This is a genomic window from Streptomyces sp. Je 1-332 (assembly GCF_040730185.1).
Classification (GTDB): Bacteria; Actinomycetota; Actinomycetes; order Streptomycetales; family Streptomycetaceae; genus Streptomyces.
Genome location: NZ_CP160402.1, coordinates 1,438,744 through 1,451,387, shown reverse-complemented (window position 1 = coordinate 1,451,387; position 12,644 = coordinate 1,438,744). Strand labels below are relative to the sequence as shown.

The window sequence follows — 12,644 nt, the reverse complement described above, 5'->3', positions numbered from 1 at the left end:
TTCAGAGCACGTCCTAGAGTGCCGGGATGAGCATGTCGCCCCCTCCCGGTTGGTACCCGGACCCGTCGGCCCCGCCCGCACAGCACGTCGAGCGCTGGTGGGACGGGTCCGCGTGGACCGAGCACCGGCGTACGCCCGAATCACCCCAAATGGGCGGGGCGCAGCCGACGTTCGGCCCGCCACAGCCGGTGCGGCCGACGAGCTCCGGCGGAGGGGGCCGAGGCAAGGTGGTGGCCCTCGCCACGGCCGGGGTCGTCCTGGTCGCATCGATCGTCACCGGAGTGGTGCTCCTGGGCGAGGACGAAGGCGACCCGCAGGTCGACGGGCCGGTGCCGGGCGCGTCGGAGCCGGTGGACCCGCCGTCACCGACCTCGGCGGCCCCGACCACATCGGCGCCCGACCCCGACCCCTCCACCCTCGTCGACCAGCTCAACGGCATCACGATCCCCGTGCCCGACGGCTGGGAGAAGGCCGACAGCACGGTCGGCGGCGACCCCACCGTCCGCACCCCGGACGTCTACGACTGCCCGGGCGAGGGCAGCCTGTGCCGGCACGGCACGGTCTACTCACGTACATCGACCGCGACCGACGAGCGCTCGCCGAAGACGCTGGCGCTCGGGGACATCAAGGACGCGGCGGACCGGGCGTACGACGAGGACGCGGTCGGCATGCGGCCCTTCGGCGGCATCGCGAGCCACGAGAAGGTCAAGGAGGGGTCCGTCGCGGTCGCGGGCCGCTCCGGTTACCTCGTGCGCTGGCGGGTCCGCACCGAGAAGGGCCCCGGCGGGTACGTCCAGTCGCTCGCCTTCCCCTCCAGCGTCGGATCCGAGGCCATGGTGATCATCCGCTTCGCGATCGACGCGCGGACCGACGAGGGCGCGCCGCCGCTCTCCGACATCGACGAGATCACCAAGGGGATCCGCCCGGTCGGCGGCGGAGAGACCAGCGGCGGCGTGGGCAACAGCGTGGGCGCCACACCGCCTTGACGGCCGCTGGCCCGCCCCCGCCCGTACCGGCCCCGTCAGAGGAAGGTGCGGCCCTCGCCCCGGTACGTCGGGACGGTGGTCGTCACGCGGTCGCCCCCGACGAGGTGCAGCGCGTCGAACCGCTCGCACATCTCCCCGGCCTTGGCGTGCCGGAACCACACCTTGTCGCCGATCCGCAGGTCGTCGGCGGGCGCGCCGAGCAGCGGGGTCTGCACCTCGCCCGCGCCCTCCTGCGGGTCGTAGCGCAGACCCTCCGGGAGGTACGGCACCGGGGAGCGGTCGGCGCCCGCGGCACCCGAGGCGGGGTAGCCGCCGCCGAGGACGGTCACGGTGCCCGCGCTCGGGCGGCGCACCACGGGCTGGGCGAAGAGCGCGGCCGGACGCCCGCTGAACGACGTGTAGTTGTCGAAGAGCCGCGGCACGTAAAGCCCCGACCCCGCCGCGATCTCGGTCACCGCCCGCTCGGCGGCGGTGTGCTGCACACTGCCGGTGCCGCCGCCGTTGACGAACTCCAAATCCGGCGCGACCGCCCGCACCGCGCGGATGGTCTCGGCGCGCCGCGCCCCGAGCTCCTTGCGTGCCGCGGCCTGCATCAACCGGATCGCCCGCGAGCGCGCGGGATGACCGGCGACCGCGTCACCGACCCCCGCCACATGCCCCTCGTACGCCATCACGCCCACGAGCCTGAACCCGGGACGCCGGGCCACGGCGCGGGCGAGCGCGGCGACTTGCGCGGGGGAGTGCAGGGGTGAGCGCAGCGCCCCGATCCGCACCCGGCCCCCGAGGACCCGGTAGGCGGTGTCCAACTCCAGGCAGACCCGCACCTCTTCGCGTCCGCCGCCCCTTGCCTCGTCGATGAGCCGCAGCTGCGCCGGGTCGTCGACCATCACGGTCACCGAGGACGCGAGCTTCGGGTCGGCGGCCAGTTCGGCGAAGGCGGCGCGGTCCGCCGAGGGGTAGGCGAGGAGGACGTCATCGAAGCCCGAGCGTGCGAGCCACAGCGACTCGGCCAGTGTGAAGGACATGATCCCGGCGAAACCGTCGCGGGCCAGCACGCGTTCGAGCAGCGCCCGGCAGCGCACGGACTTGCTCGCGACCCGGATCGGCTTCCCGCCGGCCCGGCGCACGAGGTCGTCGGCATTGGCGTCGAATGCCTCCAGATCGACGATCGCGACGGGGGCGTCGAGGTGTGCGGTGGCCCGGTCGTAGCGGGCCCGGTCTGCTGCACGGGAGGTCATGGCGGAAGCCTGCCAGACGCGATTACCCGAGGGTAGGGGGATGATCCGGGCAGATCGCCCGGGGCCGCGGACCGGTTCCCGCACGACCGGAATCTGCCCTTAGAGTTACGCGCAAAGGAGTGCGGAAACGGGGGGGTGCATGAGCACGGAAGCGCGACGGGCCCCTGTCCCACCACGCCCCACGACTCCGCCCCCACCGCCGGGCCCGCCCTCGACGCTTCCGCCGCCCCCGCCGTCGGCCCGCTTCCCCGATGTGCGTCCGCCGACGGTCGCTCCGGAGCCGGAGCCCGCCCCCGACGGCGAGGGCGCAGTGCTGCCATCGCCATCGCCATCGTCGGCCGATGACCCCGCCCCCGCCGATGCTGACAGGGACTCCGTCCTGGGGGACTTGCTCGCGCCCTTCGACCGGGTACGGATGCCGGGGTCGTCGGTGGCACGGGACGACGCGAACAACGCGGACCATGCCCACGGCGCGGGCGACGCGGGCGACTTGGGATACGCGGGCGACTTTGGCGACGCGGGCGCCTTGGGGTACGCGGGCGACTTTGGCGACGCGGGCGCCTTGGGATACGCGGACAAGCCGGACAACCTGGGCGGGGCGGACGACGCCGGCGATGCGGCCACCGAGGCTCAGCAGTCTCCGCCCCCGCCGCCGGCGTCGGCGCGCTTCCCCGACGCCCCGCCGTCAACGATGACAGGGACGCGCGCGCGGACCCCCGAGCCCGCCGCCCCGACCCTTGGCCCGCCCCCGTCCCCGCCGCTGCCTTCCGCCGCGCCGCGCGTGGGCACCCCGGACGCGGAGGACGGACTGCGGGCCGCGGAGTACCCCCTGCGTCCGCCGATGCCGCCGGTGCCGCTGTCGGAGCCGGGGCGGCTGTCGGATCCTGTGCGGTTCTCGGATCCGATGACGGCGGACATACCCGCGCCCGACTCCCCGCCCACGCCTTCCCCCCGGACCACGCCAGGCCAGGCCACCGGCTCCACCCAATCCACTTCGGGGCCCACCCCAGGGCCCGTTCCCGCGCCCCGTGCGTTTACGGAGGCGGCCGAGCCTTGGGACGTGCCTGACGCGCGGCCCAGGTCAGCACGATCCGCTTCGGCGTCGGCCCCCGCGCCCGATTCCGTACCCCGTGCATCCACGGAGGCGGCCGAGTCGTGGGACGCGCCCGACGCGCGGCTCACGACCGCGCGACCCGCTTCGGCCCCCGCCCCCGAGCCCGGCGGCGAGGCCCGGTTCTCCGCCCCCGCCGTCCCGCCCGCCCGCATCCCCAAGCCCATGTCCCCCCGAACGGCCGCCGCACGGCGGGCGGTTGGTGCCGTCGATCTCACCCCCGGGCCCGGCGCCGGGCGGCCCTTCGTGTCGTTCGCCAGGCCCGCGCTGTACGACGACAGCACCACCCGGCTGCGCCCCATCCGCACCTGGGTGCAGCCCCGCGTGACCGCCGCGGCCGCCTGTGTCGTGCTCGGCCTCGGGCTCATCGGGGGCGCGGCGACCGGGAGTTGGCTGACCGGGGGCTCCGAAGGAACGGCCACCACGCGCAACACGTACGCCGTGGCGGGCGAGCTCTGGCACAGCGTGCCCGTCGACCAGCTCTTCCCCGCCGCCATCAAGGGCGACGGCGCGGGCCCCGGCGGCGCCGACCGCACCTGGACCCGCGTCGCCGTGGCCCCCGACTCGCACTGCAAGAGCGCCTTCGACCCTCTCCTGCGCAAAGCACTCGCCCCCGCGGGCTGCCTCCGGCTGCTGCGCGCCACGTACACGGACGCGACCCGCAGCCATGTCACCACCGTGGGCCTGCTGTTCACCAAGGCCGACGCCGACGCGATGAGCTCGTTGCGCAACCGCTTCACGGAGGAAGGCCTCGACCGGCGCCCCGACCTCATGCCACGGCCGTACGCGGCCAAGGGCACCCCCGCCGCGGACTTCGGCGACGCCCAGCGCGCCTCCTGGACCGTGTCCGTGCTCCCGGACGCCCCCGTCGTCGCCTTCTCCGTGTCCGGCTTCGCCGATGGCCGCACGGTCACCGAACCGGAGCCCGCCGAAGAGGCCATGGAGACGTCCACCACCTCGGCCCCCGCCCAGGCGGGCCTCGGTCACGAGGCGAAGGGCATCGCCGACCGCGTCGAGCGGCGGCTGCGCAAGACCATCGCGGCCACGGAGAAGTCCCCATGAGAATCCGCCCCCTGGGTGTCGCCGCCCTCGCCGCGACGCTCGCCCTCCTGCCCGCCACGGCCCACGCCGACGACGGCATACGCGCCCAGCAATGGGCCCTCGACGCCCTGCACACCAGCCAGGCCTGGCAGACCACCAAGGGCAAGGGCGTCACCGTCGCCGTCCTGGACACCGGCATAGACCGCGATCACCCCGACCTGACCGGCAACGTCCTCGAAGGCAAGGACATGGTCGGCTTCGGCGCGAAGAAGGGCGACCGCCCCTGGGCCCGGCACGGCACGGCCATGGCCGGCATCATCGCGGGCCACGGACACGGCGCGGGCCGCGGCGACGGCGTCCTTGGCATCGCGCCCGAGGCCAAGATCCTGCCGATCCGCGTGATCCTGGAGGACGGCGACCCGAACCGCTCGAAGGCGCGCAACACCCGGGGCAACGCCCTGGCCGACGGCATCCGCTGGGCCACCGACCACGGCGCCGACGTCATCAACCTCTCCCTGGGCGACGACTCCAAGTCCGCGCACCCCGAACCCGCCGAGGACGCCGCGGTCCAGTACGCCCTGAAGAAGGGCGCCGTCGTCGTCGCGTCCGCGGGCAACGGCGGCGAGCGCGGCGACCACATCTCGTACCCTGCGGCCTACCCCGGCGTCGTCGCCGCCACCGCCGTCGACGAGAGCGGCGAGCGCGCCTCCTTCTCCACCCGCCGCTGGTACGCCACGGTCAGCGCCCCCGGCAAGGACATCGTCATCGCCGACCCGGACCGGGAGTACTACGAAGGCTGGGGCACCAGCGCCGCGTCCGCGTTCGTCTCGGGCGCCGTAGCCCTCATCCGCGCCGCCCACCCCGGCCTGACCCCACCCCAGATCAAGCAGCTCCTGGAGGACACGGCCCGCGACGTCCCGACCGGCGGCCGGGACGACTCACACGGCTTCGGCTTCATCGACCCGGCAGCCGCGATCGCCGAGGGCGGCAAGATGAAACCGGACGGCCTGAAGTCGGCGGCGTACGGAAAGAAGTACTTCGGCCCGGGTCCGGACGCGGACAGGGACGACGGTCCCGCGGCCTGGGTGGGCCCGGTCGCGGGCGCCATGGGCGCGGCGCTCCTGGCGACAGCGGTCTACCTCTGGCGGGGGCGCCGCGGGAACGGCCGCAGCTCTGCGCGGTAGGGCTGGGGCAGCGGGGGCCGCACCCGAAGCGAACGAGAGCGACGGCGGCTCTCGGGCCGACTGGGGCCGGGTGGCGGGGGCCTCTCCCCCCGGCGCGGGCGGCAGGAAGCCTCGGCCGGCACCGGGCCGTGGCGGACGGGAGCGACGGCTGCCTCGCGGGCCGGCTGGCGGCTGGGTGGCGGCGGGCTCCCCCCGGGTGCGGGCGGCGAGAAGCCTCGGCCGGCACCGGGCCGTGGCGGACGGGAGCGACGGCAGCCTCGCGGGTCGGCTGGCGGCCGGGTAGCGGCGGGCTCCCCCCCGTTATGTTTTCCGCGGTCCTGCAAGAGGGCCGCTGGCCTCCGGGCCCGGCATGGCTGGTCCCCCCTGTCGAAGCGATGACCTGGGGGGTGGTGCCACCGGGCCCGAGAGGCGCCGTTGGAGACGCTGATGAGAGGTCCGACTACCGCCCGGCCGAGCGCAATGCCCGGTCCTTCGCAGGCGGCAGGTCTGCATAACGTGGATGCGCGCACGACGCCAACGCCCAGGCCAGCACGCACAACGTCCGTTCGGGAGGACGGTTTGAACGAGTACGACGAGATAGGTGTCTTCCTGGGCCTGGACGTGGGGAAGAGCGCTCACCACGGACACGGACTCACCCCGGCCGGCAAGAAAGTCTTCGACAAGCAACTGCCCAACACCGAACCGAAGCTGCGGCAGGTCTTCGACAAGCTCCGCGAGAAGTTCGGCACCGTCCTGGTCGTCGTGGACCAGCCGGCCTCGATCGGCGCTCTGCCGCTGACAGTGGCCCGCGACACGGGCTGCCAGGTCGCCTACCTGCCGGGCCTTTCGATGCGACGGATCGCTGACCTCTACCCGGGCGAGGCAAAGACCGATGCCCGCGACGCGGCCGTCATCGCGGACGCCGCCCGCACCATGCCGCACACCCTTCGCTCGCTTCAGCTGACCGACGAGATCACCGCCGAGCTCACCGTCCTCGTCGGCTTCGACCAGGACCTGGCGGCCGAGGCCACCCGCACATCCAACCGGATCCGGGGCCTGCTCACCCAGTTCCACCCGTCCCTGGAACGGGTCCTGGGCCCGCGTCTGGATCACCCGGCGGTCACCTGGCTGCTGGAACGCTACGGATCCCCAGCCGCGCTGCGAAGAGCCGGACGCCGCAGGCTGGTTGAGGTGGTCCGGCCCAAAGCCCCGCGCATGGCAAAACGGCTGACCGACGACGTCTTCGATGCACTCGACGAGCAGACCGTCGTGGTCCCGGGCACCGGCACCCTGGACATCGTGATCCCCTCGCTGGCCCGCTCGCTCGGCGCCGTTCACGAGCAACGACGGGCGGCAGAATCCCAGATCGCAGCCCTGCTGGAGGACCACCCTCTTTCCAAGGTCCTGACGTCGCTGCCCGGCGTCGGCGTCAGGACCGCCGCCGCACTGCTGGTCACCGTCGGCGACGGCACCAGCTTCCCCACCGCCGCCCACCTCGCCTCCTACGCCGGCCTCGCCCCCACCACCAAGTCCTCCGGGACCTCGATCCACGGCGAACACGCCCCACGGGGCGGCAACCGGCAGCTCAAACGCGCGATGTTCCTGTCCGCGTTCGCTGCCCTGCACGATCCTGCCTCCCGCACCTATTACGACAAATGCCGGGCCAGAGGAAAAACCCACACCCAAGCGCTCCTCCGCCTCGCCCGACAACGGATCAACGTGCTGTTTGCAATGCTCCGCGACGGCACCTTCTACGAACCCAGAACCCCACGCCTCGCTTGACGAAAGACATAGAGGCACCCCCCCCGGCGCGGTTGGCGGCAGCCTCGAGCGGAACCGGTCGATGGGGGTGACGGCGCGCTCGATAGGGTCGGCGTCGTGGCGAACAAGAACATCCCGGACCCCGGTTTCTCCGATGACGACGGGGCCGGTGACCCCCGGCTCACCGCGGCCCTGGCCGCTTGGGCGCAGGACCGTACGGCCCACGGGGCCGTTCTGGAGGCACTCGCCGGCGCCCGGCTCCTCGTTCCCGTCGTCGCCGTGCTCGGCGAGGTCGAGGAGGACGAGAACGGGCTGCGCCGCGAGAAGACCAGCGACATGGCGGTCCCCACCCTCAAGGCGGGTGACCGCAAGGCGCTGCCCGCGTTCACCTCGACCGAGACCCTCGCCCTGTGGGACCCGGAGGCCCGGCCCGTCGCCGTCCCCCTGCACCAGGCGCTCCAGGCCGCCGCGCACGAGCAGGCCGACACGATCGTCCTCGACCTCGCGGGACCCGTCCCCTACGAGATCAACCGGCCCGCCCTGATCGCGCTCTCCGAAGGCCGCCACACCCGGGACCCGCTCTCCGACCCCGCCGTCACGGCCGCCGTGCGCGCGTCCGTCGCCAGCGAGCCGGCAGTCCTGCGGGCCTACCTCGGCGCGGGCACCGCGGACGGCACCCTCGCGCTCGTCATCGACCCCTCGGCCGACCCCGCCGAAGCCGCGCAGCGCGTCGCCCGGCACATCGCGGCCGACGAAACACTGAGGGCCCGCCTGGTCAGCGGCCTCGACCTGGCACTGCTGCCGGCCGGGGCGACGCCACCGGGCGAGCCCTTCTACGTACGGGAAGGCTGAGCTCAGCCGAAGACCGGGCCCGTGTACTTCTCGCCCGGGCCCTGACCCGGCTCGTCCGGAACCTCGGACGCCTCACGGAAGGCCAGCTGCAGCGACTTCAGGCCGTCGCGCAGCGGGGCCGCGTGGAACGAGGAGATCTCCGTGGCGCTCGCGTCCATCAGACCGGCGAGCGAGTGGATCAGCTTGCGGGCCTCGTCGAGGTCCTTGTGGCCCTCGCCGCCCTCGGCGAGACCGAGGTTCACGGCTGCCGCGCTCATCAGGTGGACGGCGACCGTGGTGATCACCTCGACCGCGGGGACGTCCGCGATGTCACGCGTCAGGGTGTCGAAGTCGGGAGAATCGGAGACCGGGCCGGTGCCGGACTCGGGGGAGGGGGTCGCGTCGCTCATGTCCCACACGATAAGCGGAGCCCTGCCCGGAGCGGTCCGCGGGAGTCCGCGGCAGCCCGCGGGCACCGTCGGTTAGCCCCACCCCCGTGGACCTGCTAACCTTGTGTAACGACCGGCCGGACACTCGCGTGCCACGCAGAGACCCGGCCCACAAGTGGAGGCTCCGCTTCCCACCTTGCCGCTCCCTTAGTGGCGGGTCACCGGTCAGGCGGCCGCAGTCCCCGAGACTACGGCAGGCCCGAGATGCGCCCCGCGATCATCGCGGAGGTGCTCCGGTAGTAATGGAGCCCCTTCCTGTGATCGGTTGGGGCATTTTTCATGTACTCACTCGGTTGGTCGATAAAACAGACGTAACGCGGCTGTCCGCCAGACCGCCGCGTGGTGCTACCGAGGAGGATCCATCAGCGCCGAGCCCCGCATCAACGACCGGATTCGCGTTCCCGAGGTGCGACTTGTCGGTCCCAGCGGCGAGCAGGTCGGGATTGTTCCGCTTGCCAAGGCCCTGGAGCTCGCACAGGAGTACGACCTCGACCTGGTCGAGGTGGCGGCGACCGCCCGTCCGCCCGTGTGCAAGCTCATGGACTACGGGAAGTTCAAGTACGAGTCGGCCATGAAGGCCCGTGAGGCGCGCAAGAACCAGGCGCACACGGTCATCAAGGAGATGAAGCTCCGGCCGAAGATCGACCCGCACGACTATGACACCAAGAAGGGTCACGTCGTCCGGTTCCTCAAGCAGGGCGACAAGGTCAAGATCACGATCATGTTCCGTGGTCGCGAGCAGTCCAGGCCGGAACTCGGCTACCGACTGCTGCAGCGTCTCGCGAACGACGTCGAAGACCTCGGGTTCATCGAGTCGAACCCGAAGCAGGACGGCCGAAACATGATCATGGTCCTCGGTCCGCACAAGAAGAAGACCGAAGCCATGGCCGAGGCTCGCGAGGCCCAGGCGGTCCGCAAGGCGGACGCGAAGGCCAACCCGGGCCGCTCGCAGAACTCCGCCGAGGACGAGGAGCCCGCAGAGGCTCCTGCCGAGGCCGCCGCCGAAGCCCCTGCAGAGGCCCCGGCCGAGGCCTGATCCCAGGACGCGAGTCCGGGGATCGCCAACTGACACATACGGTTCCCGGATGCCCGGTTTCACGACCGGGCATCCGAGTGCCACTGACGAGGAGAGAACGGCGCTATGCCGAAGAACAAGACGCACAGCGGTGCCAGCAAGCGCTTCAAGATCACCGGCTCCGGCAAGGTGCTCCGTGAGCGCGCCGGCAAGCGCCACCTGCTCGAGCACAAGTCGTCCCGTCTGACGCGTCGCCTCACCGGCAACGCCGAGATGGCCCCGGGCGACGCCAAGAAGATCAAGAAGCTTCTCGGCAAGTGAGTCCGGGCGCACACCGCGCCTGAACTCTGACCGGGACCCAATCGATACCGGGTCGTGTGAGTCCAACCACGGCCCCGCTACAAGGAGTTAACAAGTGGCACGCGTCAAGCGGGCAGTCAACGCCCACAAGAAGCGTCGGGCGATCCTCGAAGCCGCAAGCGGCTACCGCGGCCAGCGCTCGCGCCTGTACCGCAAGGCCAAGGAGCAGGTCACCCACTCCCTGGTCTACAACTACAACGACCGCAAGAAGCGCAAGGGCGACTTCCGTCAGCTGTGGATCCAGCGCATCAACGCCGCTGCCCGCCAGAACGGCATGACGTACAACCGCCTCATCCAGGGTCTGAAGGCCGCCAACATCGAGGTGGACCGCAAGATCCTCGCGGAGCTCGCCGTCAACGACGCGAACGCCTTCGCGGCGCTCGTCGAGGTTGCGCAGAAGGCTCTGCCTTCGGACGTCAACGCGCCGAAGGCTGCCTGAACCTCGCGTTGAGCTGAACGTGACCGGACCCGCAAGCCTGTGGCTTGCGGGTCCGCTTGCGTCCGTTGTCCGTCGACTGTCGGCCGCATTCGGCTGGTCGCGCAGTTCCCCGCGCCCCTTACGGGGCGCCCCCGCTTCACGAAAGTGACTTGATGCCCGCCAGCCCCGAGTTGATCTCCCCCAAGTCCCCCCGCGTCAGCGCCGCCCGGCGGCTGGGCAAGCGGAACTTTCGGGGGAAGGAGCGACTGTTTCTCGCTGAGGGGCCGCAGGCCGTGCGGGAGGGTGCCGCGCATCCGGACACGCTGGTCGAGCTGTTCGCCACCGTCGAGGCCGCGGATCGGTACGCCGACATCGTGGGGGAAGCCCGTGCCGCGGGGGCCCGGGTGCATCTGGCGGACGAGGACGTCATCGCCGACATCTCCACGACCGTCACGCCGCAGGGGCTCGTCGGTGTCTGCCGGTTCCTGGACACTCCCTTCGACGGGATCCTGGCCGCCAGGCCCAAGCTGGTCGCCGTCCTCGCGCACGTCCGTGACCCCGGGAACGCCGGCACCGTACTGCGGTGTGCCGACGCGGCCGGGGCCGACGCCGTCGTCCTGACGGACGCCTCCGTGGACCTCTACAACCCCAAGTGCGTGCGCGCGTCGGTCGGTTCGCTGTTCCACCTGCCCGTCGCCGTCGGCGTACCCGTCGAGCGGGCCGTCCAGGGGCTGAAGGACGCGGGTGTACGCATCCTCGCCGCCGATGGCGCGGGCGATGACGACCTCGACGACGAACTCGACAAGGGCACCATGGGCACGCCGTCCGCCTGGGTCTTCGGCAACGAGGCCTGGGGGCTCCCGGAGGAGACCCGCGCACTCGCCGACGCCGTGGTGCGCGTTCCGATCCACGGCAGAGCCGAAAGCCTCAACCTCGCGACGGCGGCAGCCGTGTGCCTCTATGCGTCCGCCCGTGCACAGCGTGCGGCTGGAGGGTGCCGTTCCGTCACCCCCAGCTAGTAGGGTGACGGGCTCGGAGGCCTCCTGCGCCGGTCCGAGAGGTGGGGTACGGGGAATGAGCATCGGCACGAGCAGATCACCGGGGGTACAGGACATCCTGTCCACTCGCGCGGACCATGGCGCCCTCGGTGACCTCGGCGGGCTCGGCCTCGACCCGGACGACCTGCCGGACGGCCTCGTCGTCGCGGACGAGACGGGGCGCGTCATCTGCTTCAACGCGGCGGCCGAGCGCATCACCGCCGTGCGCGCCGCCGACGCCCTGGGCGCGCCGCTCGAGCGCGCCCTTCCGTTGGAGGATCTCGAAGGCCGCCGCTGGTGGCAGCTGACCGATCCGTACGGCGGTCTTGCCACCCGCTTCGCCCAGCCCGAGCGCAATCTGCTGCTCCCCGGCGGGCGTGAGGTCCTCGTCTCCGCTCGCTACGTGCGCACCGCGCCCACCGGCCCCGTCCGCCGCGTCGTCGTCTCCATCCGCGATACCGAGGCCCGCCGCCGCACCGAGCGCAGCCATGCCGAGCTGATCGCCACCGTCGCCCACGAGCTCCGCTCGCCCCTCACCTCCGTGAAGGGCTTCACCGCGACGCTGCTCGCCAAATGGGAGCGCTTCACCGACGACCAGAAGAAGCTGATGCTGGAGACGGTGGACGCCGACGCCAACCGCGTCACGCGCCTCATCGCCGAGCTCCTCGACATCTCCCGCATCGACTCCGGGCGGCTCGAGCTGCGCCGCCAGCCCGTCGACATCGGCGCCGCCGTCGGCCGCCACATCCAGGCCCATGTCGCATCCGGCCAGGACGCCGACCGCTTCCTCGTACGGATCGAGCAGCCGATGCCCGACCTCTGGGCCGACCCCGACAAGATCGACCAGGTGCTGAGCAACCTGCTGGAAAATGCCGTGCGGCACGGCGAAGGAACCGTCACCATCGACGTGGCAGCGGCTTCGTCGACGGCATCCCCGCGCGAGCGGGGCGGGGCCGAGACGGCCGTGACCGTGAGCGACGAGGGAACGGGCATTCCGGAGGAATCGATGGGCCGCGTCTTCACCCGCTTCTGGCGGGGCAGCAAACGCGGCGGGACGGGACTTGGCTTGTACATCGTGAAGGGCATCGTCGAAGCGCACGGCGGGACGATCACCGTCGGCCGCGCACCCGGTGGCGGCGCCCAGTTCCGATTTACGTTGCCCGTGGGCACTCCGGCGTATCTCCTGTGACCTTCTCCGGTCACCACTGATCACTTCTGATCCGCCTGAGCACAG

12 protein-coding genes are annotated in these 12,644 nt (G+C 72.1%); 10 read left to right on the top strand and 2 right to left on the bottom strand.

Annotation, left to right across the window (positions count from 1 at the left end; genetic code table 11):
• Positions 1-26 precede the first annotated feature (26 nt).
• Positions 27-986: a DUF2510 domain-containing protein gene (locus ABXJ52_RS06800; RefSeq protein WP_367040139.1), complete on the top strand. Its 960-nt coding sequence runs from the start codon at positions 27-29 to the stop codon at positions 984-986.
• 35 nt (positions 987-1,021) lie between these two features.
• On the opposite strand, the gene ABXJ52_RS06795 is transcribed toward ABXJ52_RS06800, so the two are convergent.
• Positions 1,022-2,224, bottom strand: coding sequence for an amino acid deaminase/aldolase (locus ABXJ52_RS06795; RefSeq protein ID WP_367040138.1), 1,203 nt, complete (start codon positions 2,222-2,224; stop codon positions 1,022-1,024).
• A 388-nt stretch (positions 2,225-2,612) separates the two neighbouring features.
• On the opposite strand from ABXJ52_RS06795, the gene ABXJ52_RS06790 reads away from it, so the two are divergent.
• The 4 genes from ABXJ52_RS06790 (at position 2,613) to ABXJ52_RS06775 (ending at position 8,152) form a co-directional block, all read left to right on the top strand.
• Positions 2,613-4,397, top strand: coding sequence for a hypothetical protein (locus ABXJ52_RS06790; protein WP_367040137.1), 1,785 nt, complete (start codon positions 2,613-2,615; stop codon positions 4,395-4,397).
• On the top strand, positions 4,394-5,560 hold the full coding sequence (gene mycP, locus ABXJ52_RS06785) for a type VII secretion-associated serine protease mycosin (RefSeq protein ID WP_367040136.1): 1,167 nt from the start codon (positions 4,394-4,396) through the stop codon (positions 5,558-5,560). The genes ABXJ52_RS06790 and mycP overlap by 4 nt, the downstream gene beginning before the upstream one ends.
• A gap of 558 nt (positions 5,561-6,118) precedes the next feature.
• Positions 6,119-7,321, top strand: coding sequence for an IS110 family transposase (locus ABXJ52_RS06780; RefSeq protein ID WP_367040134.1), 1,203 nt, complete (start codon positions 6,119-6,121; stop codon positions 7,319-7,321).
• Positions 7,322-7,417: 96 nt separating this feature from the next.
• The gene (locus ABXJ52_RS06775) at positions 7,418-8,152 is read left to right on the top strand and encodes an SseB family protein (protein ID WP_367040132.1); all 735 of its coding nucleotides are present in this window, start codon (positions 7,418-7,420) and stop codon (positions 8,150-8,152) included.
• A 2-nt stretch (positions 8,153-8,154) separates the two neighbouring features.
• On the opposite strand, the gene ABXJ52_RS06770 is transcribed toward ABXJ52_RS06775, so the two are convergent.
• Positions 8,155-8,541 (bottom strand): DUF1844 domain-containing protein, encoded by a 387-nt coding sequence (locus ABXJ52_RS06770; protein WP_367040130.1) that lies wholly within the window; start codon positions 8,539-8,541, stop codon positions 8,155-8,157.
• A 400-nt stretch (positions 8,542-8,941) separates the two neighbouring features.
• Between ABXJ52_RS06770 and infC the strand changes: the two genes are divergently transcribed.
• The 5 genes from infC (at position 8,942) to ABXJ52_RS06745 (ending at position 12,599) form a co-directional block, all read left to right on the top strand.
• Positions 8,942-9,616, top strand: a complete 675-nt coding sequence (gene infC / locus ABXJ52_RS06765) for a translation initiation factor IF-3 (RefSeq protein ID WP_367048850.1) — start codon at positions 8,942-8,944, stop codon at positions 9,614-9,616.
• A 105-nt stretch (positions 9,617-9,721) separates the two neighbouring features.
• The gene (rpmI, locus tag ABXJ52_RS06760; RefSeq protein ID WP_030560333.1) at positions 9,722-9,916 is read left to right on the top strand and encodes a 50S ribosomal protein L35; all 195 of its coding nucleotides are present in this window, start codon (positions 9,722-9,724) and stop codon (positions 9,914-9,916) included.
• Between the two features lie 94 nt (positions 9,917-10,010).
• Entirely contained in the window at positions 10,011-10,394 is a 384-nt protein-coding gene (rplT, locus tag ABXJ52_RS06755) for a 50S ribosomal protein L20 (protein ID WP_003970214.1), read from the top strand.
• A 152-nt stretch (positions 10,395-10,546) separates the two neighbouring features.
• Positions 10,547-11,392, top strand: coding sequence for an RNA methyltransferase (locus ABXJ52_RS06750; RefSeq protein WP_367040127.1), 846 nt, complete (start codon positions 10,547-10,549; stop codon positions 11,390-11,392).
• Positions 11,393-11,447: 55 nt separating this feature from the next.
• Complete coding sequence (locus ABXJ52_RS06745; protein ID WP_367040125.1) at positions 11,448-12,599, top strand: ATP-binding protein; 1,152 nt, start codon at positions 11,448-11,450, stop codon at positions 12,597-12,599.
• Positions 12,600-12,644 lie beyond the last annotated feature (45 nt).

What these genes read in the sequence shown, in the direction of transcription:
- ABXJ52_RS06800 (WP_367040139.1), top strand. Translation starts at nt 27, where the DNA reads ATGAGCATGTCGCCCCCTCCCGGTTGGTACCCGGACCCGTCGGCCCCG.
- ABXJ52_RS06795 (WP_367040138.1), bottom strand. Translation starts at nt 2,224, where the DNA reads ATGACCTCCCGTGCAGCAGACCGGGCCCGCTACGACCGGGCCACCGCA.
- mycP (WP_367040136.1), top strand. Translation starts at nt 4,394, where the DNA reads ATGAGAATCCGCCCCCTGGGTGTCGCCGCCCTCGCCGCGACGCTCGCC.
- ABXJ52_RS06770 (WP_367040130.1), bottom strand. Translation starts at nt 8,541, where the DNA reads ATGAGCGACGCGACCCCCTCCCCCGAGTCCGGCACCGGCCCGGTCTCC.
- rpmI (WP_030560333.1), top strand. Translation starts at nt 9,722, where the DNA reads ATGCCGAAGAACAAGACGCACAGCGGTGCCAGCAAGCGCTTCAAGATC.
- ABXJ52_RS06750 (WP_367040127.1), top strand. Translation starts at nt 10,547, where the DNA reads ATGCCCGCCAGCCCCGAGTTGATCTCCCCCAAGTCCCCCCGCGTCAGC.
- ABXJ52_RS06745 (WP_367040125.1), top strand. Translation starts at nt 11,448, where the DNA reads ATGAGCATCGGCACGAGCAGATCACCGGGGGTACAGGACATCCTGTCC.